Consider the following 25,935-nt stretch of genomic DNA (forward strand, 5'->3'; position numbering starts at 1 on the left):
ACGCCCCACCTGTGCGAGGCGCGTCATCGATTACCCCTCCCACCAGGAGATCGACGACGCGCTCCGCCGCCGCTTGATCACGCAGCGTCGTTGGCGAGCTGCTGCTGCTTGCGCCAGCGGATGCCGGCCTCGATGAAGCTGTCCAGGTCCCCGTCGAAGACCGAGGACGGATTGCCGGTCTCCTGCTCGGTTCGGAGATCCTTCACCATCTGATACGGGTGCAGGACGTACGAGCGCATCTGGTCGCCCCACGAGCCGGCGGCCTCGGTCTTCAGGCCCTGCATCTTGGCCTGCTCCTCCTGCCGCTTGCGCTCCAGCAGCCGGGCCTGGAGCACCCGCAGCGCGGAGGCCTTGTTCTGCAGCTGGGACTTCTCGTTCTGGCAGGTCACCACGATGCCGGTCGGGATGTGGGTGAGCCGGACCGCCGAGTCGGTGGTGTTGACGCTCTGCCCACCGGGGCCGGAGGAGCGGTAGACGTCGATCCGCATCTCGTTCTCGGGAATCTCGATGCTGTCGGTCTGCTCCACCACCGGCAGCACCTCGACACCGGCGAAGCTGGTCTGCCGGCGGCCCTGGTTGTCGAAGGGGCTGATCCGGACCAGCCGGTGGGTGCCCGACTCGACGCTCAGCGTGCCGTAGGCGTACGGGACCTTGACGGTGAAGGTGGCGGACTTCAGGCCGGCCTCCTCCGCGTACGAGGTCTCGTAGACCTCGGTCGGGTAGCCGTGCCGCTCGGCCCAGCGCAGGTACATCCGCAGCAGCATCTCGGCGAAGTCGGCCGCGTCCACCCCGCCGGCGCCGGCCCGGATGGCGACCAGCGCCTCCCGGGAGTCGTACTCGCCGGAGAGCAGGGTGCGGACCTCCATGTCCTGGATGGCCTTGCGCAGCCCACCGATCTCCGTCTCGACCTCGGAGAGCACCCCCGGGTCGGATTCGGCCTCGGCCAGCTCCAGCAGGACCCCGGCGTCGTCGAGCCGGGAGCGGAGGCTGCCCAGCTTGCTGATCTCGCCGTTGACGTAGGACAGCTGCGAGGTCACCTGCTGCGCCTTCGCCTGGTCGTCCCACAGGTCGGGCGCGGACGCCTGCTCCTCGAGCCGGGCCTTCTCCTCGTGCAGGCGGTCGAGGTTGAGCACGGCCTCGATGTTGCGCAGGGTGGCGTCGAGTTCCTTGAGCTGTTCGGCGTAATCGGCAGCGGTCACGACAGACAAGCGTACTGTGCGTGCGGCGGTCCGCTCACGTCACACCGCCGACCCGGGCAGATGATCAGCCGACCGGGGCGGTCTTGAGCCAGGAAAGCGCCGCCTTGTGGTAGGCGACGGCGAACTCCAGCGCGCTGGCGTCGTAGGTGTCGCCCTCCTTCTTGGCGTTCTTCACCTGCTCGCGCACGTGCGCCAGGGCCTCGGTGTGGTATTCGTTGGCCGAGGCGTAGAGGTTCTTCAGCTGGCTGGCCGAGTGCAGGTCGCCGAACGCGATCCGCAGGGCGATCGGGTTGCGGATGGTGTCCCGACCCGGGTTCTCCGCCAACCAGCGGGAAAATGTCCGTTTCCCGCTGGCGGTGATCGCGTACGGCTGGCTCATCCGCGGCCCGGGCTTGCCCAGCCGCACGAAACCCCGCTCGGCCAGCACCGGCAACTCGCGGTAGACCTGACTGCGGGTCATCGACCAGTACGGCGCCAGTCGGCGCTCAGCGGCGGCCATCAGCTGGCCGCCAGTCATCGGGCCCTCGTGCAGCAGCCCCAGCAGAGCTGCCGCGGTGGGGTTGACTCCGGATTCCGCCATGCCCTCTAAGCTGCCACTTTGCCGTCGCAGCGTCCAGGATTTCCGGATTTGCCACCCGGGAGGATTTCCAATGTGCACTGTCGGCGGACGACAGTGGTGCCAGGACTATCGATGCCTACCGGCCGGAGGGTGTCCGGGCCCCACCGGACGGCCGGTCGGGCTCCGCCGCGCAGCCGGCGACCCGCCCGCGGGCCGGCCGGGCCACCGGTGACGCTGCGCGCGCCACCGGCGGCCGTCGCCGGTTCAGCCCATGTGCGGGTACGTGTGGTCGGTCGGCGGCACGAACGTCTCCTTGATCGTCCGCGGCGACAGCCAGCGGACCAGGTTGAGCCAGGAGCCCGCCTTGTCGTTGGTGCCGCTGGCCCGGGCGCCGCCGAACGGCTGCTGCCCGACCACCGCGCCGGTCGGCTTGTCGTTGATGTAGAAGTTGCCGGCCGCGTACCGCATCCGCTCGGCGACCGCCTCGACCACCCGGCGGTCGTTGGCGAAGATCGAACCGGTCAGCGCGTACGGCGCGATCGACTCGGCCTGGGCGACCGCGTCGTCGAAGCGGGCGTCGTCGAACACGTGCACGCCGAGGATCGGACCGAAGTACTCGGTGGTGAACGTCTCGTGCGCGGCGTCGCTGCACTCGAAGAGGGTGGGCCGGACGAAGTAGCCGACCGAGTCGTCGGCGGTGCCGCCGGCGAGGATCAGGCAGGTGTCGTCGCCGGAGATCAGCTCCAGCGCGGCGGTGTGCCGGCTGAACGCCTTCTCGTCGATCACCGCGCCGCCGAAGTTGCCGAAGTCGGTGACGTCGCCGTAGGTCAGCGAGTCCGTGGTGGCGGCCAGCCGGTCGCGCAGCCCGCCGCCCTCCCACAGTGAACGCGGCACGTACGCCCGCGAGGCGGCCGAGCACTTCTGGCCCTGGTACTCGTAGGCGCCCCGGATCAGCGCGGTGTGCAGGGCGTCGACGTCGGCGCTGGGGTGCGCGACCACGAAGTCCTTGCCGCCGGTCTCGCCGACCAGCCGCGGGTAGCCCCGGTAGCCGGCGATGTTCTCGCCGACGGTCCGCCACAGGTGCTGGAAGACCTTGGTGGAGCCGGTGAAGTGGATGCCGGCCAGGTCCGGGTCGGCGAGCACGACGTCGGAGACCTCCTCGCCGCGCCCGGTGACCATGTTGATCACGCCGGGCGGCAGGCCGGCCGCCTCGAACAGCCGCATGGTGAAGTGCGCGGCGAACTGCTGGGTCGGGCCCGGCTTCCAGACCACGGTGTTGCCGAGCAGGGCCGGCGCCGAGGGCAGGTTGCCGGCGATCGCGGTGAAGTTGAACGGGGTGACCGCGTAGACGAAGCCCTCCAGCGGGCGGTGGTCGAAGCGGTTCCACACCCCGGGCGACGACATCGGCTGCTCCTCGAGCAGCCGCCGGGCGAAGTGCACGTTGAACCGGAGGAAGTCGATGAACTCGCAGGCCGAGTCGATCTCCGCCTGGACGGCGGTCTTGGACTGGCCGAGCATGGTGGCGGCGTTCAGGGTGTCCCGCCAGGGGCCGGCGAGCAGCTCGGCGGCGCGCAGGAAGATCGCGGCCCGCTCCTCGAACGGCAGCGCGCGCCACATCGGCGCGGCGTCCTTGGCGGCCTTCACGGCGGCGCGGGCGTCGTCGTGGGTGGCGTGGCCGGTGACGCCGAGCACGTGGGCGTGCTTGTGCGGCTGGACCACGTCGATCGACTCACCGCCGGCCATCCGCTGCTCGCCGGCGATCGTCATCGGCAGGTCGATCCGCTCGGCGGCGAGTTCGGTCAGCCGCCGCTGCAGGCGCTCCCGGTCGGCGCTGCCCGGCTCGTAGGTGCGTACCGGCTCGTTGCGCGGCTCGGGTACGGAGAACACGGCGTCCATCACAGGCTCCTGTGCGATCTCGACGGCGGTGGCGAAATCGGACCCGCGGGCACCGACCGGACGGCCGGACGCCGGGCACCGCGCGGGTGGGGCGTCGCGGCGGCGGGACCTCCGGCGATTCTCCCACGCCCGCTCCCCGCCGATCGCGCCCCGCCCGGCCCAAAACCATAGATCGAGAAGTGCGGGTGCGGGCCGGGCGGTGATCCGTACCCGAACGGCCCTTTCGGCCGAAGGAAAGCAGGCCGGCGGTGCGGGCGCGGGCGCGCGGAGCCGGCCGGGCCGGGCGCGTACGCTGGATGGCCGGTGACCTGCCCCGGCCCGCCGCTGCGGTCGGGCGCCCGTCGAAGGGGACACGATGAGCAAGCAGCCCGGCAGCTCGACGGCCGCGGAGTCGGACCGGCCGGACACCACCGACCCGGCCGACCAGGCCGACCAGGTGGCGCCGGTGGCCGAGGCCCCCCGCCCGGCGCGTGCCCCGGGCGCACCCGTGCTGGCCCTGCTGGCGGTCGGGTGGCTGGCGGCGATGCTCTGGTCGACCCGCGAGGCGATCAGCTCGGCGGCGGCCGGCCTCACCGCGATCAGCCTCTCCGCCTTCGCCCTGCCCGGGGTCATCTCGGCCGCCCTGGTGGCCGGGGCCGCCGTCGCCCTGGCGGTGACCGGACTGCTGGCCCGGCGGGGCGTCGACCGGGCCACCCTGCGCTTCGTGGTGGCGGTCGGCACCGGCCTGCTGGTCGGGCTCGCCGCCGCCCTCGCGATCAACCTGACCTACGCCGACAACGCGACCACCAACACCATCGCGGGCACCAGCGCCGCCGCGGCCATCATCGGCGGGGCACTGGCCGGAGCCCGCGACGCCGCCCCGGTCGGCGCCGTGGTCACCGCCGCCCTGGGCACGCTGGTCTTCGTGGTGGCGTTCAGCCGCGCCCGCGACCCGCTGTTCGACCTCTTCGGCGCCGACGGCTCCCAGGTGTCGCTGCTCAGCGCCGCCAAGTGGGTCTCCCGCACCGAGTCGCTGCTCGCCGGCCTGCTCGCCGGCCTGCTCGCCTTCGGCTACCTGACCTGGGCCCGCCGCCGGGCGCTGCGCCGCGACCCGGCGACGCCGGCGCTGCGCTGGCCGGCGTACCTGGTCGCCGGGGCCGGACCGGGCCTGCTCCTGCTGCTCGCCGAGGTGATCATCCGGATCGGTGGCCGGACCCTGCTCGACCTGGCCGGCGCGCTGAGCGAGGCGGACGCGGTCGCCCAGACCAGCCTTGGCACCTCCCGCGTCGACAACGGCATCTGGGTGCTGTTCGTCGGCGCGCTGACCGCGCTCGTCGCCTTCGGCCGCACCCTCGGCCCGGCGCCCCACGACGACGACGAGCCGGACCCGGTCGACGACTGAGGCCGGCTGAGGCTCGTCCTCGCCCGCTCGCCCGCTCGGCCGGTGGACGTGATCCACTCCGTTTGCGGCGAGTTGCGGTGTCAGCCGCCTGGAACACCGCGACATGCCGCAAAGGCGGCCCGAGTGCGCCGGCGGGCCGGATCAGGAGGCGGCGCGGAGCAGCAGGTCCAGCTCGGAGGGGTCGTACCACTCCAGCTCGTGGTCCTCGGCGCTGTCGACGGTGAACTGGGCGTCCGGGTCGCCCGCCAGAGCCTCGGCGACCACCTCGACGGCGGCGGCCACGTCGTCCACCGCGTCCGCGCCGTCCACGTGCAGCGCGGCCACCGACCGCACCGGCACCGGCTGGTCGAGCCGCACGGTGCTGGAGCCGAGGTCACCGTCGCCCCGGCCGACCGCCGACGGGGGCAGGTCCACCGAGACCACCACCCGGCGCCGCGGCGCGGCCGGATCCTGCCGCAGCAGCTGGAGGGCGTCCTGGGCGGCGCGGGTGAACGCGACGTACTCCAGCTCCTCCTCGTCGCCCTCGGCGTACCACTCGCGCAGGGCGGGGGTGACGGCGTGCGCCTGGTCGGCCGACAGCCCCTGCTCCCGCAGCCGGGCCAGCATCGGCACCGTCGCCGGGACGTACACCCGGACCAGCTCGTCGCTCACCGTCGTATCCCCCGATCGTTCGCGGACCGGCGGGTCCGCCGGTCCGGGCGCCGATCATGCCGTACGCCGAGACCGTCATACACCCCGCACCGGCCCGGTGGAAGTTGCCGCACCGCACCGCCGGCCGGGTGGGTGCTGGGCGGGCCCGGCCGGCGGTGGCAAACTGAGGCAAACGACGCCAACACCGGGGGTATCCGTGGAGCCGAGGTTTCTCCTGCTCTCCGACGTGGCCACCGAGTTGAACGTGTCGGACTCGCAGGTCTACCACATGGTGCGCAGCGGAGAGCTGCCGGCGATCAAGATCGGTGGGCGCGGCCAGTGGCGCGTCGAGCGCGCCCAACTGGAGGAGTACATCCAGCGCAAGTACACCGAAACCGCCGAGTGGGTACGCGGCAACCCGCTCGCCGACCGCGACACCGAGTAGCCGTCCCGACGCTGAACGCCATTGACGGCGGACACTGCCATGCCCGAGTATCGAAGCGTGCCGGAGGCAAACGAAGGCAAACGCAACGATCAGAGGTGAACGACATGACCGACTCCCGTCGTCCCGGCCCCTCCCGGCCCCCGATCCGGCTGCGCCCGGCCCCGGTCAGCGATCCGCCCTACGTCGACGAGTCGCCGGATCTCTGGCCCTGCCCCAGCGGCCAGCTCGCCCTCGACCTCTTCGGTGCCGCGCACCAGCCCGCCGGCCGCCCGCCCGGCCGGCGGCACGACTCCCACCCCGGGCCGCCCCGGCCCCGCTCCGGCCCGCCGCCCGGCGCCCTCGCCACGGCGACGCCCGAGGCCGGCCGTGCCGCCCAGCGGTTCGTCGCCACCTTCCTGGAGATCCTCAACGGCTACCGCCCGCCCGGGCAGCTCCGGTCCCTGGTCGAGCCCGGCCGGGCCGCCGAGGTCACCGAGCAGCTGGCCCGGGCGTCGGCCCGCACCGGCCGGCACCGGCGTCGGGCGAGCCGGCCGGTGGTGCACCTGCGCCGGCTCCGGGTGTGCGAGCCACGGTCGGCGGCCGTCGAGGCGGCCGCGGTGCTGGGCGGAGCCGGCCGCACCTGGGCCCTGGCGGTACGCCTCGAACACCGCCGGGGCGGCTGGCTCTGCACCGCCCTCCAGGTGCTCTGACCACCTCGCCCGCCTTCGCCGGCCCGCCGTCGGGTCCGTCGGCATCTCACGAGGATCCGCCGGACGGGCGGCAGGACGGCGAGAGCCGCAGTCCCGAAGGACTGCGGCTCTCGTCGTACCGACTCGGCGGGGCGGGGGCCCCGCGTCAGGATCAGGCGCCGCCGTTGGGCGCGCCGTGGCAGCGCTTGTACTTGCGGCCGGAGCCGCACGGGCAGGGCGCGTTGCGGGACGGGCCGTTGCCGCCCTCGGCACGCTCCGCCGGCACCGACCCGCGGCGGGCGGTGCTGGCCGCGACGGCCTGACCGCTCGCCCCGGTGGCCGCCGGACGACGCGGAGTGCCGGACGCCCCCGGCGCCGCCGGACGGGCCGGAGTCTCCGAACGACCGACGCCCAGGGCGGGCGCCTGCTGCTCCGGGTGCTCGATGACCGGGGTGCCCCGGCCGGCCTCGCCGTCGACGGCGGGCGCGGAGTACTGCAGGCCCTGCTGCTGCGGCGCGCGGTTGAGACCCTTGGCCCGGATCTCGACCGGCTTCTCCAGCAGCTGGACCTCCTCGGCCTCCGGCTCCGGCTCCTGGACCTGCACCTCCAGGTTGTAGAGGAAGCCGACCGTCTCCTCCTTGATGCCGTCCATCATGGTGGCGAACATGTCGAAGCCCTCGCGCTGGTACTCGATGACCGGGTCGCGCTGGGCGTACGCCCGGAGGCTGATGCCCTCCTGGAGGTAGTCCATCTCGTAGAGGTGCTCGCGCCACTTGCGGTCGATCACCTGGAGCAGCACCATCCGCTCCAGCTGGCGTACCGCCTCCTCGCCGAGCTGCTCCTCACGCCGGTCGTACGCGGTGTGCGCGTCCTCCTTGAGGCGGGCCAGCAGGAAGTCGGCGTCGATGCCCGCGCGGGCGCCGCCGGCCTCCTCCTCCATCTCCTCGATGGTGATGCCCACCGGGTAGAGCTGCTTGAGGCTGGACCAGAGCTGCTCCAGGTCCCAGTCCTCGGCGTAGCCGTCGCTGGTGGCGCCGGTGACGTACGCGGTGATCACGTCGTCGATCATGTTGCGGACCTGGTCGGAGAGGTCCTCGCCGTTGAGCACCCGCAGCCGCTCGGCGTAGATCACCTGGCGCTGCCTGTTGAGCACCTCGTCGTACTTGAGGACGTTCTTGCGGATCTCGGCGTTCTGGCCCTCGATCTGCGCCTGGGCGCTCTTGATCTGGCGGGTGACCATCTTCGACTCGATCGGCACGTCCTCCGGGATGTTGAAGCGCTCCATCACCGCCTCGACCGCACCCGCGCGGAAGCGCTTCATCAGCTCGTCCTGCAGCGACAGGTAGAAGCGGGACTCGCCCGGGTCACCCTGCCGGCCGGCCCGACCGCGCAGCTGGTTGTCGATCCGGCGGGACTCGTGCCGCTCGGTGCCGAGCACGTAGAGGCCACCGGCCTCGGCGACCTCCTCGGCCTCGGCCTCGCAGGCCTGCTTCCAGGCGGGGAGGACCTCCTCCATCGCCTTGGCGTACTCCTCGTCGTTCTCCAGCGGGTCGAGGCCGCGCTGGCGCAGCTCGCTGGCGGCGAGGAATTCGGGGTTGCCGCCGAGCAGGATGTCGGTGCCACGGCCAGCCATGTTGGTGGCGACGGTGACCGCGCCCTTGCGGCCGGCCTGGGCGACGATCTCCGCCTCCCGGGCGTGGAACTTCGCGTTCAGCACCGAGTGTGGGATGCCGCGGCGGCGCAGCAGCTGGGAGAGGATCTCCGAGTTCTCCACCGACACGGTGCCGACCAGCACCGGCTGGCCGGCCTGGTGCCGCTCGGCGATGTCCTCGATGACCGCATTGAACTTGGCCCGCTCGGTCTTGTAGATGACGTCGGCCCGATCGAGGCGGACCATCGGCCGGTGCGTCGGAATGGTCACGACGCCGACCTTGTAGACCTTGTTGAACTCGCTCGCCTCGGTCTGGGCGGTGCCGGTCATGCCGGAGAGCTTCTCGTAGAGGCGGAAGTAGTTCTGGAGGGTGATGGTGGCCAGGGTCTGGTTCTCCTGCTTGATCTCCACCCCCTCCTTGGCCTCGATCGCCTGGTGCATGCCCTCGTTGTAGCGACGACCGTGCAGGATGCGGCCGGTGAACTCGTCGACGATCAGGACCTCGCCGTCGCTGAGGATGTAGTCCTTGTCGCGCTTGTAGAGCTCCTTGGCCTTGATCGCGTTGTTCAGGTAGCCGACCAGCGGGGTGTTCACCGACTCGTAGAGGTTGTCGATGCCGAGCCGGTCCTCGACCTTGGCCACGCCGCGCTCGGTGACCGCGATCGTCCGCTTGGCGTAGTCGACCTCGTAGTCGCCCTCGCCGTCGGTGCCCGGCTGCATCCGGGCCACCACGCCGGCGAACTCCTGGTACCAGCGGGCGGAGTGCTCGGCCGGGCCGGAAATGATCAGCGGGGTCCGGGCCTCGTCGATGAGGATCGAGTCGACCTCGTCGACCACGGCGAAGTTGTGGCCGCGCTGCACCAGCTCATCCTTCGACCAGGCCATGTTGTCGCGCAGGTAGTCGAAGCCGAACTCGTTGTTGGTGCCGTAGGTGATGTCGCACTCGTACGCGGCGCGGTGCTCGCTGCTCGGCCGGTTGGGCAGCACCACGCCGACGGTCAGCCCGAGGAACTCGTGCACCCGGCCCATCCAGGCGGCGTCGCGCTGGGCCAGGTAGTCGTTGACCGTGATCACGTGCACGCCCTTGCCGGAGAGCGCGTTCAGGTAGACCGCCATGACCGAGGTCAGGGTCTTGCCCTCACCGGTCTTCATCTCGGCGATGTTGCCGAAGTGCAGCGCCGCGCCACCCATCACCTGGACGTCGTACGGCCGCTGGCCGAGCACCCGGGCAGCCGCCTCGCGCACCGTGGCGAACGCCTCGGGCAGCAGGTCGTCGAGAGTCTCACCGTCGGCGAGCCGCTCCTTGTACTGCTCGGTCAGGCCGCGCAGCTCGTCGTCGGTGAGGTCGACGTAGTCGTCCTCGATCGAGTTGACGGCGGCGGCGATGGCCTTGAGCCGGCGCACCATACGGCCCTCGCCCGCGCTAAGGACCTTTTCCAGAATCGACACGGATCAACGCTCCCCTAGACAGTCTCGAACCATCGTAGGCGCTCCGTCGGCGCGATGGTCACTGGTGGCGGCGGTCCGGCCCGGCGAACCCGACATATCGCGCAGGCAGTGCCGCCACCGGCGGTTATCCGGTTACGCCCACCGCGAACGATCCGGCACGATGACTCGGATGGAGCCCGTGGAGATCATCGAGGACGGCCTGCTGCTGCGCCCCTGGCGGGCCACCGACGCGGACGCCGTGCACCGCGCCTGCCAGGACCCGGACATCCAGCGCTGGACCACCGTACCGCGCCCGTACCTGCCGGAACACGCCCACGGGTTCGTCACCGGCATCGCCGCGACGGCCTGGGTCGAGGGCACCGGAGCCCCGTTCGCGGTCTGCGACGCCGGCACCGGCGAGCTGCTCGGCTCCTGCGGCCTCGTCTCGATCGACCGGGGCCTGGACTCCGCCGAGATCGGCTACTGGACCGCGCCCTGGGCGCGCGGGCGGGGTGTCACCGTGCGGGCCACCCGGGCGGTCGCCCGCTGGGCGTTCGACGCGCTGAAGCTGCGCCGGCTGGTCTGGCAGGCCGAGGTCGGCAACCACTACTCCCGGCTGGTCGCGCTGCGCGCCGGCTTCCGGGTCTCCGGCGAGCTGCGGCTGGCCCACCCGGCCGAGGGCGGCCGGACGGCCGGCTGGATCGGCTCGCTGCTGCCCGGCGAGGTGCCCGCGCCGGGAGAACCCGGGCCGGCCGGCCCGGACACCCTCGACGCCCGCCGGGCCGCCGTCTTCGGTCGGCCGCAGCCCGTCCTCTTCGCCACAGCGGGCGACACCGAGCTGCGGCTGCGCTCGATGGAGGAACGCGACCTCGACGCCGTCGTCGAGACCTGCCGCGACCCCGACACGGTCCGCTGGACCACCGTGCCGCACCCGTACGAGCGGGAGCACGCCGAGGGCTTCCTGCGGGACTTCGCCGAGGCGGCCTGGGCCCGGGGCACCGGGGCGTACTACACCGTTGCCGACTCCGACGACCGGTACGTGGCCTCGGTCGACCTGCGCCTCGGCCCCGACCCGCTCGGCGGCAACGTCGGCTTCATGACCGCCCCGCACGCCCGGGGCCGGGGCTACCTGCCCGCCGCCGTGGCCGCACTGGCCGCCTGGGGTTTCACCACCCTGGGCCTGGCCCGGATCGAGTGGCTGGCGCTGGTCGGCAACACCGCCTCCCGTCGGGTGGCGGAGAAGGCGGGGTTCTCGTTCGAGGGCACCGCCCGGGCCCGACTGACCGGCCGCGACGGCGGCCGGGGCGACGCCTGGGTGGCCGCGCTGCTCGCCGAGGACCTGACCTCGTGACCCCCGAGATCGTCGAGTCCCACGAGGTCCGGCTGCGCCCGTTCCGGCTCGACGACGTCGCGGACACCGCCACCGCCTGCGCCGACCCGCTCACCCGACGGTTCATCTCCGGCATGCCCGACCCGTACACCGAGCAGAGCGCCCGGTGGTGGATCACCGAGGGCGCGCCGGCCGCCTGGGCCACCGGTGGCGCCGCGTACGCGATCGCCGACCCGGCCTCCGACCGGTTGCTCGGCGGGATCGGGCTCAGCCAGCCGGTCCCGGCGCGGGGCCAGGCGGAGATCGGCTACTGGGTGGCGCCGTGGGCTCGCGGCCGGGGCGTGGCCACCGCCGCCACCCGGGCGCTGGCCGGGTACGCCTTCGCCGCCGGCGCCGCCCGGCTGGAACTGCTCACCCACGAGGAGAACGCGGCGAGCATGCGGGTGGCGCTCGCCGCCGGCTTCCGGTACGAGGGGGTCCGCCGGGGCGCGAACCCGACGCGCGGCGGCGGGCGGCACGACCTGTGGGCCTGGGTACGCCTCGCCGACGACCCCGCCGGCCCGACGCCCCGGGCGCTGCCGGACCTGCCCGACGGCCGGCTCACCGACGACGTGGTGACGCTGCGCCGGCTCACCCCGGCGGACACCGACGCGCTGTACCGGCTGCACACGCTGCCCGAGGTGGTGGCGAGCCGGGTACGGCAGGTCCCGCCGACCCGGGCGGGGATCGCGCGGCGCTGCGCCGTCGCGGAGAGCGAATGGCTGGTCGGCAGCTCGGCCGACGTCGCGCTCTGCGACGCGCGCACCGGGGAACTGGCCGGCGGCTGCGCGATGATCTACGACGAGCCGGCCACCGGCCAGGCGATGCTCGGCTACAGCCTGCTGCCCGAGGCGCGCGGCCGGGGGCTGGCCACCCGGGCGGTGCGGCTCCTCGCCGAGTGGGCGTTCGGGCCGGTCGGACTGGCCCGGCTCTGGGCCGGTACCGCGCCGGAGAACGTCGGCTCCCAGCGGGTGCTGGAGCGGGCCGGGTTCCTACGGGAGGGGCTGATGCGGGGTCGGCTCCCCGGCCGGGACGGAGTCCGGGCGGACATCGTGCTCTACGCGCTGCTAGCCGACGACCCGCGTTGAGCGCGCGCCGGCCACCGGAGCCGGGATGGGCGGACCACCCGGCTCCGTGACCGGTTGCGAGGGGTGGACAGGGCTCAGATGTCGAGCGAGATGATGCCGTAGTCGTACGCGTGCCGCCGGTAGACGACGCTCGGCCGGCCGCTTTCCTTGTCGTGGAACAGGTAGAAGTCGTGCCCCACCAGTTCCATCTGGAACAGGGCGTCGTCCACGGTCATCGGCTCGGCGGGGTGCACCTTGGCCCGGGCGATGTGCCATGGCTGGTCGTCGTACTCGTCGACGGGCTCCTCGACCCGTTCGGCCACCGCGGTGGCCGTACCGCCGGACGGGGCGGCCAGCTCGGCCACCGGCAGGTCGGCGGTGGCGGCGGCGACGGAGAGCGGCGCGTGCCGGCCCCGGTGCACACGGCGGCGGTCTGCCGCCCGGCGCAGCCGGGTGTCCAGCTTGGCGATGGCCGCGTCGAGCGCGCTGTAGAAGTCGTTCGTGCAGGCCTCCGCCCGGATCACCGGCCCCCGGGAGACACAGGTGATCTCCACGCGTTGGCAGGTGTCGGACTGGCGGGGATTGCGTTCGTGGAACAACTCCACGTCGACTCGGATGAGCTTGTGGTCGTAGCGTTCGATTTTTGCGAGTTTCTCAGCTACGTGCACCCGGTAATGGTCCGGCACTTCGACGTTTCGGCCCTTGACCACGATGTCCACGTGACCTCCCTTTTTCGGATGGTCGTCTGATCTTCATTCCGGTCGACCGACCCTGGGAGCATCCCTGCGGCGTCGACCGGTCAGGTACGGCTACGCCTCCTTCCACCGTCGGGGGTGGGTTTGAAACCTCCTACCCCCGACAGGAAAACGCTAACTCCTGTTCGGCCGGCAGTCACCCCCAGTTGTCGAAGACGCTCTGAGATTTCACACCTCATACACCATGGGGTGAAACGGAAACACGAAGCGTCACCAATGGCGCCGTTTTTGCGTTGCGGCGAGCACCGCCGCGACGTTTGGCGTTATTCCCAGGCCCCGCAATGCGCGGGCGACCGCGGCCAGGGTCGCCCCGGTGGTGAGGATGTCGTCGAGCACCACCACGCTCCGGCCGGCGGCTTCGCGCCCACCCCGGCCCGCGCGGGCCCGGAACGCCGACGCCGCCGCGGCGGCCCGCCCGGCGCTGTCCAGCGCCACCGAATCGGCCCGGGGCAGCGCCCGCAGCGGCCGGGCCGTCCGCACGTCCCAACCCGCCCCGCGCAGCCGCCGGGCCGCGTGCCGGGTCAACCGCCCCAGGTGATCGCCGTAGCGGGACCGGGCCGCCGCCGCGGTGTCCGGCACCGGCACCAGCAGCACCGGTCGCGCCGGCTCCACCGCGTCAGCCACGACCTCGGCCAGCAGCGCGCCCAACGGCCCGGCCAGGCCGTGCCGGCCCCGTTCCTTGTACGTCAGCAGCGCCTCCCGCAACGGCCCGGCGTACGGGCCGAGGGCGTGGCAGGGCGGCAGGTCGGGCGGGGCGGGGGTGGGGCGTACCGGGGCGGGACACAGCGCCTGGAGCGCGTCGGCGCAGGCCGGGCAGAACCCCCGCCGGCTCGCCGAACCGGTCCGCCGGCAGCCCGCGCACCCGCTCGGCAGCACCAGGTCGGTCAGGTCCGCCCAGAGCCCGCCGACCGCCCGCACGACACCCTCAGTACAGGAAGAAGGGGGCGGTCGGGCTGCCCGGGCGGACGCCGGCCGGTGGCGGCGTCACCTCCAGCACCTGGTCGCGCCGGATGGTGTCCGGCGAGGGATACCGGTAGGCGACCCCGTTCGCCTCGTACATGATCAGCGCGCTGGGCAGCGGCACCACCGGGTTCGTCGGGTACGCGGCCAGGTGCGTCACCCGGGCGCCCACGTCGGCCACCAGCGCGGTCTCCAGCGCGCCGTCGGTGCTCACGTAGTAGACCGCCGAACGGTCCGCCGTACCGGCCACGACCAGGGTGTTCTCCGCCGCCCAGTCGACCGCGGACAGGTCGCGCAGCGAGGTGGCCACCGCGCGGGCCGGGCCGACCGAGACCAGGCCGCCGGCCAGGTTCACCGCCGCCAGGTGGAGCTTGCCCCCGATCACCAGCGCGAGCCGGTGCCCGTCCAGTGAGCCGGCCACCGCCGTCACCCGGCCGAGGGCGGTCAACGGCACCGGAACCGTCCGGGCCCGGTCGTCGAAGCGGTAGAGCTGGCCGTCCGCGACCACCAGCCCGTACGGCTGGCCGGGGTCGAGCGAGCGCAGCCACACCGGGCGCCCGATCGCGCCGAAGGTCTGGGTGCCCCGGTGGACGCCCTCGACCGTGTCGGTGCCGGATCCGACGGCCAGCCGCTGCCGGCCGCCCGGGGCACTGACCACCAGGGCGGCGAAAGTCCTGTCCTCGACCCGGCTGAGCCCGGCCGAGACGACGTTGCGGTTGTCGGCCGGCAGGAGCGGCACCACCCCGCTGGCCTCGCCCGGGAAGCTCAGCGCGTGGACCGCGCCGTCGTAGACGGTGAACCGCTGCGGGGTGTCGTCGACCGGGTAGAGCGGGTGCGCCAGGCGGTGCTGCTCGAGGTCCGCGATCGCCACCCGGGACTGGTTGCGGGTGGTGAGCTGGAGCTGGCCGTCCAGCTCCGGCAGCGACCAGGCGAGCTGGATGCCGATCCTGCCCAGCTTGCGGTTGTCGTCACCCGGCAGTTCGAGGGTGACCTCCCAGCGGCCGTCCGTCTCGATCGCGTTGTTGATCAGCGCGGTGCGGTCCGGCAGGGGGCGGGCAGCCGGACGCAGCCACTCCGACGGGCCGGCGAGCAGCCACTTGACCACCTCGCTGACCCGTCGCTCGTCCGGCACCGCCAGCGGCAGGTATCGCTGGTCGGCGACCAGGCGGGTCTGGTCGGAGTTCCAGAAGTAGACCGCCCTGGTCTGGTAGTACTCCCGCAGCGCCCCCTCGCTGAGCAGCAGCACGTTCGGCGGGTCGGTGACGAAGAGGCCGGCCTCCTCGGTGCCCTGCTGCCCGGGCGAGACGGCGCCGCGCAGGGTGAACCGGTAATCCCGCTCGGTCGCCAGCGGTGGCGCCAGGACGCCGTTGGACCGCAGCACGCCGATCTGCTGCACCCGCAGGAGCACGAAGAACAGCCCGTTGGCGTTCTCGGTGATCACCGGGCGCTCGGTCAGCCGGACCACGTTGACCGCGACCTCGCTGCCCTGCTTGTCCTGGAGGCGGCTCTTGTTCTCCGGCGCGATGAACTGCTTGACCCGCGCGTACGCCCGGTCCGGCTCGCCCGCCGCCGCGGAGAGGAAGTTGCGGACGAAGGTCTCCCGGTCGTTGCCGGCGGCCGCGCGGGCGGGCGGCTCGCTGCGGCGGAAGCTGGACGAGCCTGCCGCCACCGCCGGCCCGGACCCGTCCACCTGCACCTCGGTGTGCTCCGGGATGCCGCAGCCGGCCATGGCCAGCAGCGCGGCGCAGAGCGCCCCGGCCAGCGTCCGCCCGCGCGGCGCCGCGCTCACGGCGTCACCTCGGCTCGCGACTGCGGGGCTCGCAAAACCGGCTCACTCCTCGCGCTCACGGCGTCACCTCGGCTCGCGACTGCGGGGCTCGCAAAACCGGCTCACTCCTCGCGCTCACGAACGCACCTCCGCCCGGTCGTCGCCGGCGGCCGGGGCCGGCCCGATGGCCAGGGTGCCCTCGCCGACGGGGCCGATCGCCAGCAGCTCGCCGGGGCGGGGGCCGCCGAAGGGCAGCGCGGCGTCGGCCGGCACCAGCCGCAGCGGCGAGGTGGTGAGTCGGTCCCCGGCGCGGGCCGGCAGGGTGAGCCGGAACTGGGCGCCCTGCCCGGGCGCGCCCCACGCCTCCAGCCAGCCGCCGTGCAGCCGGGCGTCCTCCAGGCTGATCGACAGGCCCAGGCCCGTCCCGCCGGTCTGCCGGGCGCGGGACGGGTCGGCCCGCCAGAAGCGGTTGAAGACCAACTTCTCCTCCCCCGGCTTGAGCCCGACGCCGTGGTCGCGCACCGTGATCGCGACGGCGGTCTGGTCCATGCCGAGGGTGATCAGCACCGGCTTCGCCTCGCCGTGCTCGACCGCGTTGCCGACCAGGTTGCGCAGCACCCGCTCGACCCGGCGGGGGTCGACCTCGGCGATGACCGGCGTGGTCGGCACATCGAGGTGGATCGGCACGCCGGCCCGCTCGGCCAGGCCGGCCAGCCGGTCGGCGACCCGGTGCACCACCGGCACCAGGTCGGTCGGCTCGGCGTCGAGCATGGCGAAGCCGGCGTCGAAGCGGCTGATCTCCAGCAGGTCGGTGAGCAGCTCCTCGAACCGGTCCAGCTCGGCCTGGAGCAGCTCGGCGCTGCGGGCGACGGCCGGGTCGAACTCGTCGCGCTCGGCGAAGATCAGGTCGGCGGCCATCCGGACGGTGGTGAGCGGGGTACGCAGCTCGTGCGACACGTCCGAGGTGAACCGGCGCTGCAGCCGGGACATCTCCTCCAGCCGGAGGATCTGCCGTTGCAGGTTGGTCGCCATCTGGTTGAACGAGGCGGCCAGCAGGGCCAGGTCGTCCTCGCCGTTGACCACCATCCGCTGGTCGAGCAGGCCGGCGGAGAGTCGCTGGGCGGTCCGGGCGGCCACCCGTACCGGGGTCACCACGAGGCGGGTGACCAGGGCGGCGAGCAGGCCGAGCAGCAGCACCAGGGCCACCCCGGTGGCGAGCACGGTGGCCCGGGCGTCGGCGGCGGTGGCGTCCTGTCGGGTCAGCGGCACCAGGTAGTAGAGCTCCAGCTGGCCGAAGCGGGTCGGCACCGGCGAGCCGTACACCAGGTACTTGGTCGTCGGGCCGCCGAGCCGGCCGGTGCGGATCTGGTGGGCGACCTTGCCGTCCGCGACGGCGGCCCGCAGCTCCCGGCTGATCAGCGGCCGGACATCCGTCGCCGGCGAGGTCCGGGTGCCGATGATCCCCGCGTAGCTGTCCGCGGTGATCGCCACGACCACCCCGCTGGTCTGCTGCGGGTCGCCCCCGGCCAGGTAGTTGACCGTGCCCTCGATGGTGTCCTGGAGCTGGGCCTCCTGCGGCTGGCTGTAGAGGTTGAACTGCTTCGCCGAGTAGTCGCTGCCGCTGCGCAGCCGCAGCAGCACGTCGGTCTGGGCGTTCTCCACCAGGATGTTGGTGATCTTGTCGGCGATCAGGTAGGCGAAGCCGCCGACCAGCAGGCTGGAGGCCACCAGCGTGATGGTGACCACCCGCACCTGCAACGACCGGCGCCAGGTCTGGTGCAGGCCGAGGCCCTGAACCACCAGGGCACGGCAGAGCACCCGCGCGGCGGGTCGCCAGCCGGCGGGGGTCCGGGAGTGGGGGGTCGGGGAACTGGTCACGGTGCGACCAGGCTATCCGGTACCCGCCTTGTAGCCCACGCCCCGAACGGTGAGGATGATTTCCGGGCGCTCCGGGTCCGGCTCGATCTTGGCGCGCAGCCGCTGCACGTGCACGTTCACCAGCCGGGTGTCGGCGGCGTGCCGGTAGCCCCAGACCTGCTCCAGCAGCACCTCGCGGGTGAAGACCTGGCGCGGCTTGCGGGCGAGCGCGACCAGCAGGTCGAACTCCAGCGGCGTCAGCTTCACCTCCTCGCTGTCCCGGCTGACCGTGTGCGCCGGCACGTCGATGGTGATCTGGTTGCCGGGCGGCCCGATCGTCAACATCTCCGGGGCGACGTCCTCGCCGCGGCGCAGCCGGGCCCGCATCCGGGCGACCAGCTCCTTGGGCTTGAACGGCTTGACCACGTAGTCGTCGGCGCCGGACTCCAGGCCGAGGACCACGTCGACGGTGTCGCTCTTGGCGGTCAGCATCACGATCGGCACGCCGGATTCGGTGCGGATCGCCCGGGCCACGTCGATACCGCTCATACCGGGCAACATCAGGTCGAGCAGCACGATGTCGGGTCGATTGTCCCGGAACGCGGCCAACGCCCGTTCCCCGTCGGCGACGAACGAGGGCAGGAAACCCTCGCTGCGCAGGACGATGCCGAGCATCTCGGCGAGCGCGGGGTCGTCGTCGACCACCAGTACCCGGGCTCTCATGGGATTTATGTTTCCATCCCCGTTCAGTTCGGTGGGATCGGCGTCACCCGGCACGGTACTGCCGTGGGTGGTGTCACCGCACGTCCCACGCGGAAGATCGCCGCCGAAGGTCATCCGCGAGGGCCGCGCGGCGTGCGGGTCCACCCGATCGGACGGGCCGTGTCACCATGATCCCCCGGGTGGCCCGCCGCCCGCCACCGAGACCCGTCAGGAGCAGGAGTACGCGTGCCCGACGTCGGCCCGACCGCCGTGCTCCCGAGGCGCCCGCTCACCGTCGGCGAGCTGCTCGACTCGGCCGTGCTGCTGCTGCGTACCCAGGGCCGGCTGCTGCTCCCGCTGGGCGCCCTGTTCGCCGTCGGCGAGCAGCTCCTGCTCCACCCGCTGCGGCTGGCCGCCGGCGTCGAACCGCCGAGCTGGCTGCTGGGCGGCGACGGGATCGCCGCGCTGTGGTTCCTGCTGGCCGTGGGCGCGGCGAGCGAGGCGGCGATCGTCACCCTGCTCGGCAACCCGGCCGCCCGGGCCGCCGGCGCCGCCCTGCTCGGCCGCCGCGCCGGCGTACGCGAGCTGCTCCGGCCCCGGAATGCCCGCTACGGCGCCACCCTGCTCCTCGCGCTCCTGGTCGGCCTCGTCGTCATGCTCGCCGGCCTGATGGGCCCCCTCTGGTTCTTCGCGTACGCCCTGTTCGGCTCCGTCGCGGCCGCGCTGGCGGTGGACCGGGTGCCGGTGGAGCGGGCGGTCGGCCGCGCGGCGCGGCTCGCCGCGCGCGGCGGCGGGCAGGCCGGCGCCGTCCGGCTGCTCGGCTACCTCGGCTGGTGGATCCTGCGGGTCGGCCTCGGCCTGGGCGTCCTCACCGGGCTCGACTCCCTCGACCTGATCGATCTCGGCGACCCGGCCCTGGCCCAGGTCGCCGCCATCACGGTCTGGGCCGGCGTGAACACCGTCGCCTACCCGGCGCTGGCCTGCCTGGACGCGGTGATCCACCTGGACAACCGGATGCGCACCGAGGGCCTCGACATCCGGCTCGCCCGCTCCCCGGCCGGCCTCGCCGAGCCCGTCCTGCTGGCGGCCGACCGATGAGCTTCAGCCGCTGGTGGACCGAGGCAACCGCCGCGCTCGGCGACCTGCTGCCGCTGCCGCTGGCGGCGCTGCTGCTCCTGCTGGCCGCCGGGTTGGCCGCGCTGGCCTGGTACCACTGGCCGGCGTGGGTGCCGCGCCGGCTGCCCCGGCTCCGCCGACGCCGCCTCCGGCTGCCCGGACTCCGTCTCCGGCTGCCGCGACTCCGCTTCCGGCTACCCCGATTCCGCTTCCGGCTGCCCCGGCTCCGCTTCCGGCTGCCCCGCTGGCGGCGACGCCGCCGGACCCGGCCCGCTGCCGAGACCCCGGAGCTGCCCCGGCCCCGGGCGGGCGACGCGGCACCGGCCCCCGGGCCGGCGCTCTCCCTGGCCGACCGGCTGGCCGCCGAGGGCCGCTTCGCCGAGGCGGTACGGGAACGGCTGCGCGGCATGGTCCGCCGGCTGGTCGCCACCGGGGCGGTCGAGCAGCGCCCCGGCATGACCGTCACCGAGCTGACCGAGGCGGCGGCCCGCAACCGGCCCCCGGTCGACCCGACGCTCCGCGCGGCGGGCACGATCTTCTCCGAGCTCTGGTACGCCCGGCGTACCGCCTCCGCCGAACACGACCGGCGGATGCGGGAGCTCGCCGACGAACTGGACCGGGTGCTCGCCGGCGCTCCGGAGGAGCCGCGATGACCGCCACCGCCGCACCGCCGGCCGCCCCCTCGACCGCCCCGCCCCCGCCCCGGCGGCGACGCCGCTGGCCCCGGCTGGTGATCCCGTTCGCGCTGGCCGCCGCGCTGCTCACGATCACCGTGGTCACCCACTCGGTCGACCAGCCCGACGCCACCGAGCGGGGCTACCTCTCCCCGGTGGCGACCGGCGACGACGGCGGCAGCCGGCTGGCCGAGGCGCTGCGCGGGCAGGGCGTCACCGTGCAGCGGGAGACGGACACCCTGCGCGCCCTGCTGGCGCTCGACAACGGGCCGGCGACGCTCTTCGTGCCGGCGCCGGAGCTGCTGCACCCGGACACCGTCGGCGCGCTGGGCGAGCTGCCGGCCGGCCGCCGGCTCGTCCTGGTCGACCCGTCCCTGCGGGTACTGGAGTCGGTGGACCTGCCGGTGGTGCGGGCCGACCGACGCTGGGCCACCCGGGCCGTCGCCCCGGACGCCGACGGGGTGCCCTGCCCGCTGCCCGAGGCCGCCCGGGCCGGCACCGCCGCCGCCCAGCTTCAGCGGTACGCCCCGCGGGCCGATTTCGCGGCCCCCCTGCACACCTGCTACTCCGGCGGGCTGGTGCACCTGGCCTGGGCGGCCGACGTGGTGGTGATCGGCGCCGGCGACCCGTTCCGCAACGACCGGATCGGCGAGTGGGGCAACCAGGCGCTGGCCACCGGGCTGCTCGGCGGCCACGGCCGGGTGGTCTGGCTCGACCTGGACGGCCCCGCCCCGCCCCCGCACTTCGGCACCGGCAGCAGCGGCGAACCCGCCTGGTCGCCCACCCCCGGCGGCTCGACCACCTACGGCGGCGGTGACGGCAACGGCGGGCAGCCCGGCGACGGCTACCCGGGCGACTCCGGCGACTCCGGCGACCCGTCCGCCGACGACGACCAGGACCAGGGGCAGGCCCAACCGCCGGACCGGCAAAACCCGCTCTGGGCGGCGTTCCCCGCCTGGTTCTGGGCGCTGCTGGTGCAGCTCGCGCTGGCGGCGCTGCTGGTGGTGCTCTGGCGGGCCCGCCGGCTCGGCCCGCCGGTCGCCGAGCCGCTGCCGGTGCGGGTGCGCTCCGCCGAGACGGTCCTCGGCCGGGCGCGGCTCTACCAGCGCGCCCGCGCCCGTGGCCCGGCCGCCGAGACGCTGCGCGCCGCCGCGCTCGACCGGCTCGCCACCCGGCTCAACCTGCCCGCCACCAGCCCGCCCGCGGAGGTGGCCGCGCTGGTCGCCGCGCGGACCGGTGGCAGCACCGACGAGGCGTACGAGCTGCTGTACGGCGGGGAGCCGTCCTCCGACGCCGAACTGCTGGCACTGGCCCGGTCGCTGGACCGGGTGACCCGTACGGTCGCGGCACCCCCCGACCACCCGACCGAAGGAGACCTCCGGTGACCCACCCCGTCGCATCCGCCGCGACCGCGACCGCCGACGCGGACGACGCCCGTGCCGCCCTGCACCGGCTGCGCGCCGAGGTGGCCAAGGCGGTCGTCGGGCAGGACGCCGTGGTCACCGGGCTGGTGATCGCGCTGCTCTGCCGGGGACACGTGCTGCTGGAGGGCGTACCGGGAGTGGCCAAGACGCTGCTGATCCGGACGGTCGCCGCGGCGCTGGACCTGGATTCCAAGCGGGTGCAGTTCACCCCCGACCTGATGCCGGGCGACGTCACCGGGTCGCTGATCTTCGACCCGCACACCGCCGCCTTCACCTTCCGGGAGGGGCCGGTCTTCACCAACCTGCTGCTCGCCGACGAGATCAACCGGACCCCGCCGAAGACCCAGTCGGCGCTGCTGGAGGTCATGGAGGAGCGGCAGGTCTCCGTCGAGGGCGCCCGCCGGCCGCTGCCCGACCCGTTCATCGTCGCCGCCACCCAGAACCCCATCGAGTACGAGGGCACGTACCCGCTGCCGGAGGCGCAGCTGGACCGTTTCCTGCTGAAGCTCACCGTGCCGCTGCCCACCCGGGACGAGGAGCTGGGCGTGCTGCGGGCCCACCACGCCGGCTTCGACCCGCGGAACCTGGCCGCCGCCGGCGTACGACCGGTCGCCACCGCCGCCGACCTGGCCGCCGCCCGGGAGGCGGTCGGCCGGGTGTACGTCGCCGAGGCCGTCCTCGGCTACATCGTGGACCTGTGCCGGGCCACCCGGGCCACCCCGGCGCTGGAGCTGGGCGCCTCGCCCCGGGGCGCGACGGCCCTGCTCAACACCGCGAAGGCGTGGGCCTGGCTGGCCGGGCGCGACCACGTCACCCCGGACGACGTCAAGGCCACCGCCCGGCCGACGCTGCGGCACCGGCTGCGGCTGCGCCCCGAGGTGGAGCTGGAGGGCGTCGGCGTGGACGCGGTGCTGGACACGGTGCTCGCCACCGTGCCGACGCCGCGATGACCTGGCGGGCGGCCGTCCTGCTGCTGGCGGGCGCGCTGACCCTGCCGGCGTGGCCGGACCCGTTCCTCGGGGTGGTCGTGATGACCGGCGCGGTGCTGCTGCTCTGCGCCCTGGACTGGGCGCTGGCCGCGCCGCTGCACACGGTCACCGCCACCCGCGAGGGCGACCGGACCGTCCGGCTCGGCGGCACCGCCACCGTCGCGCTGCGCCTGACCAACACCTCCGGCCGTACGCTGCGCGCCCAGGTCCGCGACGCCTGGGTGCCCTCGGCGGGGGCCCGGCCGGACGTACCGCCGGAGCGGGTCGTGCCGGTACCGGCGGGCGGCGACGCGCTGCTGCCCAGCCGGCTCACCCCGACCCGGCGCGGCGACCGGCCCGCGGTGGCCCTGGCGGTGCGCTCGCTCGGCCCGCTGGGGCTGGCCTTCCGGCAGCGCGCCGGGCGGCCGGTCACCCCGGCCTGGGCGCTGCGGGTGCTGCCACGCTTCGACTCCCGGCGGCACCTGCCGGAGAAGCTCTCCCGGCTGCGGGTGATCGACGGCATGCAGGTCACCCGGGGACGCGGCCAGGGCACCGAGTTCGACACCCTGCGCGAGTACGTGGTCGGCGACGACGTCCGCTCGATCGACTGGCGGGCCAGTGCCCGGCGGGCCGACGTGCTGGTCCGCACCTGGCGGCCGGAGCGGGACCGCCGGCTGGTCTGCGTGCTGGACACCGGCCGCACCTCGGCGGTACGCGTCGGCGACGAGCCCCGGCTGGACACCGCGATCGACGCGGCGCTGCTGCTCACCGCGCTCGCCGCCCGGGCCGGCGACCGGGTCGACCTGATCGCCGCGGACGCCGCGATCCGGGCCACGGTCACCGGCAGCGGACGCCCCGCCCTGCTCGGCCGGCTGGTGACCACGCTGGCGCCGCTGCAACCGGCGCTGGTGGAGACGGACTTCGAGCTGATCGTCGGGGAGATCCTCCGCCGGGAGCGGCAGCGCAGCCTGGTGGTGCTCTTCACCGCCCTGGAGGCCGGCGCGCTGGGCGAGGGCCTGCTGCCGGTGCTGCCCCGGCTGGCCGCCCGGCACCGGGTGGTGGTGGCCGCCGTGCACGACCCGGTACTCACCCGGCTGACCACCGCCGCGCCGACCCGGCCCGAGGACGCCTACGCGGCGGCGGCGGGCTGGCGGGCGCTGGCCGAGCGGGACCGGGTGCGCGCCGCCCTCGCCCGGTACGGCGTGACCGTGGTGGACGCCCCGGCGGACCGCCTCGCCCCCGCGGTCGCCGACACCTACCTCCGCCTCAAGGCCCTCGGCCAACTGTGACCCCACCCGGCGCTGCCGGCGCTCGGTGCGGTCCGGGTGGTGTGGGTCAGGTCAGCGACCGGCGGGGTCGGCGGTAGGGGTCGGGGGGTGCCAGGCGCGGGCGGGGTCGGTGGAGGGCCAGAGTTCGGCCAGCCAGGGGTCGGCGGCGACCGACTCGGCGGCGACCGCCCGCCGGCCGAGGACCACGACGTACCCGAGGAAGCCCAGCCAGACCGTGGCCCCGAGCGCCACGCGCAGCGCGATCGGCACCGGCGCCGGGGTGACGAAGGCCTCCAGGAGCGCGGAGACCGCGAAGAGCCCGACCAGGCCGACGGCGACCAGGATGGCCGAGCGGCCCGCCTCGGCGACGGCCCGGCCCCGGGTCAGGTGCGCCGGCGGGGAGATCCACGCCCACGCCGTCCGCAGGCCCACCCCCGCGGCGACGAAGACCCCGGTCAGTTCCAGCAGGCCGTGCGGGGTGATCAGTCCGAAGAAGACGTCGGCCCGGCCGTAGGAGACCATCACGCCGCCGACCACGCCGACGTTGAGCGCGTTCTGCCAGAGCAGGTAGAACACCGGCACCACCAGCACGCCGGACGCCAGGCACTGGGCGGCGATCCAGGCGTTGTGGGTCCACAGGTGGAAGGCGAAGGTCGGCGCGGAGAACTCGGTGTAGTAGCCGGCGAAGCCCGACTCGACCAGGTCGGCCGCCGCCTGCGGGCCGATGAACGCCGCGGCGGTGTCGGGGTGGCCCGCGACGTACCAGATGAGGAAGCCGCTGAGCAGGCTGAACCCGGTCGCCACCGCGCACCACCACGGCCAGGCGCGGTAGACGGCACCCGGGAAGGCGACGGTGAGGAACCGGGCCACCGCGGACCAGGACGCGCCGCGCCGCCCGGTCACCCGGGCCCGGGCGCGCAGCACCAGCTGGGAGAGCCGGCTGACCAGACCCGGGTCGGGTGAGCGGCTGCGCAGCGCGGACAGGTGGGTGGCGGCGCGCTGGTAGAGCGCCACCAGCTCGTCGACCTCGTCGGCGTCCAGCCGACGCCGGTCGCAGAGCTGTTCCAGCCGCCGCCACTCGTGTTGGTGCTCGGCGACGTACGCGTCGAGATCCACTCGTCCTCCCCCGTCCGGCGCTCATAGTGTTCACTGTGCGGGTGAGAGCGCAACCACCGGTGCCCGCCGCGATCGGCGCGGTCGACCGTTCCCCGACGGGCGCCGACGCCGGCCTGGTCAGCGGCGAGGCCGTCGAGTTGGACGTGCGGGCGGCCCGGCTGGGCTCCCGGGTGCTGGCGCTGTTGCTGGACGTCGCGGTCCAGCTGGTGCTGGTGGTGCTGCTCGGGATGGCGCTGGCGGGCCTGGCGCTGAACGCGCTGCCGGGCGTCGACGAGGCGTTGATGAGCGCGCTGGCGACCGTCTTCCTGGTGCTGCTGCTGGTCGGCTACCCGGTGCTCTTCGAACGCTTCAACCACGGCCGTACGCCGGGCAAGATGGCCGTCGGGCTGCGGGTGGTCAGTGCCGACGGCGGCCCGGTCGGGGTACGGCAGTCGCTGAGCCGGGCGCTGGTCGGGGTTGCGGTGGAGTGGCCCGGTCTGGTGCTGCCGCTGCTGAGCTGGGTCGCCGGAGTGGCGGTGATGCTCAGCGACCGGCGCGGCCGGCGCCTGGGCGACCTGGTGGCCGGCACGATGGTGGTGCACACCCGCACCCAGCAGCCCTGGCTGGCGGCACCGATGATCATTCCGCCGCTGACCGGCTGGGCGGTCAGCCTGGACCTGACCCGGCTGGACGACCCGCTGGCCCTGGCCCTACGGCAGTACCTGACCCGGGCGCACCGGTTCGCCGAGCCGTCGCGGACCCTGCTGGCGCGGGCACTGTGGAGCGAGGTGGCCGCGGTGACGACGCCGCCCCCGCCGGCCCGCGTACCGGAGCCGCTGCTGCTCGCCGCCGTGCTGGCCGAACGGAACCGCCGTGGGGCGCTGCGGCTGCGTCGGGCCCGCACGCTCACCGCCAGCCTCTGGCCCGAGCTGTCACCGGCCCCGGCCGCACCCGCCGTACCCGTCGGGGCGATCGCGGACGCCACCGCGGCCGGCCTCCGGCCGGCGGTCCCGGCCCCCCGACCCGCGTCGGGCCCGCCGGCACCCCCGGCCTGA

General features: G+C 74.2%; 22 protein-coding genes. 11 read left to right on the forward strand and 11 right to left on the reverse strand.

Going from position 1 to position 25,935, the window contains the following annotated elements:
* Nucleotides 1-77: 77 nt before the first annotated feature.
* The 3 genes from prfB to pruA form a co-directional block, all read right to left on the reverse strand.
* A complete protein-coding gene (prfB, locus tag GA0074696_RS27830) occupies nt 78-1,199 on the reverse strand; it encodes a peptide chain release factor 2 (protein ID WP_088963824.1) in 1,122 nt (373 codons plus the stop codon).
* A 64-nt stretch (nt 1,200-1,263) separates the two neighbouring features.
* Nucleotides 1,264-1,779: a PadR family transcriptional regulator gene (locus tag GA0074696_RS27835; protein WP_088963825.1), complete on the reverse strand. Its 516-nt coding sequence runs from the start codon at nt 1,777-1,779 to the stop codon at nt 1,264-1,266.
* A 243-nt stretch (nt 1,780-2,022) separates the two neighbouring features.
* The gene (gene pruA, locus GA0074696_RS27840) at nt 2,023-3,654 is read right to left on the reverse strand and encodes an L-glutamate gamma-semialdehyde dehydrogenase (RefSeq protein ID WP_088963826.1); all 1,632 of its coding nucleotides are present in this window, start codon (nt 3,652-3,654) and stop codon (nt 2,023-2,025) included.
* A 355-nt stretch (nt 3,655-4,009) separates the two neighbouring features.
* Between pruA and GA0074696_RS27845 the strand changes: the two genes are divergently transcribed.
* Nucleotides 4,010-5,035, forward strand: a complete 1,026-nt coding sequence (locus GA0074696_RS27845) for a hypothetical protein (RefSeq protein WP_088963827.1) — start codon at nt 4,010-4,012, stop codon at nt 5,033-5,035.
* 141 nt (nt 5,036-5,176) lie between these two features.
* Here the strand turns inward: GA0074696_RS27845 and GA0074696_RS27850 are convergent, their stop codons facing one another.
* A complete protein-coding gene (locus tag GA0074696_RS27850; RefSeq protein ID WP_088963828.1) occupies nt 5,177-5,686 on the reverse strand; it encodes a DUF6912 family protein in 510 nt (169 codons plus the stop codon).
* Between the two features lie 196 nt (nt 5,687-5,882).
* Between GA0074696_RS27850 and GA0074696_RS27855 the strand changes: the two genes are divergently transcribed.
* Both GA0074696_RS27855 and GA0074696_RS27860 read left to right on the forward strand, forming a co-directional pair.
* A complete protein-coding gene (locus GA0074696_RS27855) occupies nt 5,883-6,110 on the forward strand; it encodes a helix-turn-helix domain-containing protein (protein ID WP_088963829.1) in 228 nt (75 codons plus the stop codon).
* Between the two features lie 104 nt (nt 6,111-6,214).
* A complete protein-coding gene (locus tag GA0074696_RS27860) occupies nt 6,215-6,799 on the forward strand; it encodes an Rv3235 family protein (RefSeq protein ID WP_088964851.1) in 585 nt (194 codons plus the stop codon).
* 151 nt (nt 6,800-6,950) lie between these two features.
* Here the strand turns inward: GA0074696_RS27860 and secA are convergent, their stop codons facing one another.
* Nucleotides 6,951-9,878, reverse strand: a complete 2,928-nt coding sequence (gene secA / locus GA0074696_RS27865; RefSeq protein ID WP_088963830.1) for a preprotein translocase subunit SecA — start codon at nt 9,876-9,878, stop codon at nt 6,951-6,953.
* Nucleotides 9,879-10,047: 169 nt separating this feature from the next.
* Between secA and GA0074696_RS27870 the strand changes: the two genes are divergently transcribed.
* Entirely contained in the window at nt 10,048-11,208 is a 1,161-nt protein-coding gene (locus tag GA0074696_RS27870; protein ID WP_088963831.1) for a GNAT family N-acetyltransferase, read from the forward strand.
* Nucleotides 11,205-12,314: a GNAT family N-acetyltransferase gene (locus GA0074696_RS27875; protein WP_088963832.1), complete on the forward strand. Its 1,110-nt coding sequence runs from the start codon at nt 11,205-11,207 to the stop codon at nt 12,312-12,314. Before GA0074696_RS27870 ends, GA0074696_RS27875 begins: the two co-directional genes overlap by 4 nt.
* A 74-nt stretch (nt 12,315-12,388) precedes the next feature.
* On the opposite strand, the gene hpf is transcribed toward GA0074696_RS27875, so the two are convergent.
* From hpf to mtrA, 5 genes are all read right to left on the reverse strand, one after another.
* Nucleotides 12,389-13,012 carry a ribosome hibernation-promoting factor, HPF/YfiA family gene (hpf, locus tag GA0074696_RS27880; protein ID WP_088963833.1) on the reverse strand — a complete coding sequence of 208 codons (624 nt, stop codon included), beginning with the start codon at nt 13,010-13,012 and terminating at the stop codon, nt 12,389-12,391.
* A gap of 246 nt (nt 13,013-13,258) precedes the next feature.
* A complete protein-coding gene (locus GA0074696_RS27885) occupies nt 13,259-13,966 on the reverse strand; it encodes a ComF family protein (protein WP_088963834.1) in 708 nt (235 codons plus the stop codon).
* Between the two features lie 7 nt (nt 13,967-13,973).
* Nucleotides 13,974-15,737, reverse strand: coding sequence for an LpqB family beta-propeller domain-containing protein (locus GA0074696_RS27890; RefSeq protein ID WP_088964852.1), 1,764 nt, complete (start codon nt 15,735-15,737; stop codon nt 13,974-13,976).
* Between the two features lie 174 nt (nt 15,738-15,911).
* Complete coding sequence (mtrB, locus tag GA0074696_RS27895) at nt 15,912-17,594, reverse strand: MtrAB system histidine kinase MtrB (RefSeq protein WP_231925499.1); 1,683 nt, start codon at nt 17,592-17,594, stop codon at nt 15,912-15,914.
* A gap of 72 nt (nt 17,595-17,666) precedes the next feature.
* Nucleotides 17,667-18,356, reverse strand: coding sequence for an MtrAB system response regulator MtrA (mtrA, locus tag GA0074696_RS27900; protein WP_088963835.1), 690 nt, complete (start codon nt 18,354-18,356; stop codon nt 17,667-17,669).
* A gap of 225 nt (nt 18,357-18,581) precedes the next feature.
* On the opposite strand from mtrA, the gene GA0074696_RS27905 reads away from it, so the two are divergent.
* From GA0074696_RS27905 to GA0074696_RS27925, 5 genes are read left to right on the forward strand one after another with little or no spacing between them, the layout of a single operon-like run.
* On the forward strand, nt 18,582-19,433 hold the full coding sequence (locus GA0074696_RS27905; protein ID WP_088963836.1) for a hypothetical protein: 852 nt from the start codon (nt 18,582-18,584) through the stop codon (nt 19,431-19,433).
* Entirely contained in the window at nt 19,430-20,104 is a 675-nt protein-coding gene (locus tag GA0074696_RS27910) for a DUF4129 domain-containing protein (protein ID WP_088963837.1), read from the forward strand. Before GA0074696_RS27905 ends, GA0074696_RS27910 begins: the two co-directional genes overlap by 4 nt.
* Complete coding sequence (locus GA0074696_RS27915; protein WP_088963838.1) at nt 20,101-21,510, forward strand: DUF4350 domain-containing protein; 1,410 nt, start codon at nt 20,101-20,103, stop codon at nt 21,508-21,510. The genes GA0074696_RS27910 and GA0074696_RS27915 overlap by 4 nt, the downstream gene beginning before the upstream one ends.
* A complete protein-coding gene (locus GA0074696_RS27920; RefSeq protein ID WP_088963839.1) occupies nt 21,507-22,499 on the forward strand; it encodes an AAA family ATPase in 993 nt (330 codons plus the stop codon). The genes GA0074696_RS27915 and GA0074696_RS27920 overlap by 4 nt, the downstream gene beginning before the upstream one ends.
* On the forward strand, nt 22,496-23,806 hold the full coding sequence (locus GA0074696_RS27925; protein ID WP_088963840.1) for a DUF58 domain-containing protein: 1,311 nt from the start codon (nt 22,496-22,498) through the stop codon (nt 23,804-23,806). The genes GA0074696_RS27920 and GA0074696_RS27925 overlap by 4 nt, the downstream gene beginning before the upstream one ends.
* 51 nt (nt 23,807-23,857) lie before the next feature.
* On the opposite strand, the gene GA0074696_RS27930 is transcribed toward GA0074696_RS27925, so the two are convergent.
* A complete protein-coding gene (locus tag GA0074696_RS27930) occupies nt 23,858-24,901 on the reverse strand; it encodes a stage II sporulation protein M (RefSeq protein WP_088963841.1) in 1,044 nt (347 codons plus the stop codon).
* Nucleotides 24,902-24,942: 41 nt separating this feature from the next.
* Between GA0074696_RS27930 and GA0074696_RS27935 the strand changes: the two genes are divergently transcribed.
* A complete protein-coding gene (locus GA0074696_RS27935) occupies nt 24,943-25,935 on the forward strand; it encodes an RDD family protein (RefSeq protein WP_231925177.1) in 993 nt (330 codons plus the stop codon).

It is taken from the genome of Micromonospora purpureochromogenes (assembly GCF_900091515.1).
Lineage (GTDB): Bacteria > Actinomycetota > Actinomycetes > Mycobacteriales > Micromonosporaceae > Micromonospora > Micromonospora purpureochromogenes.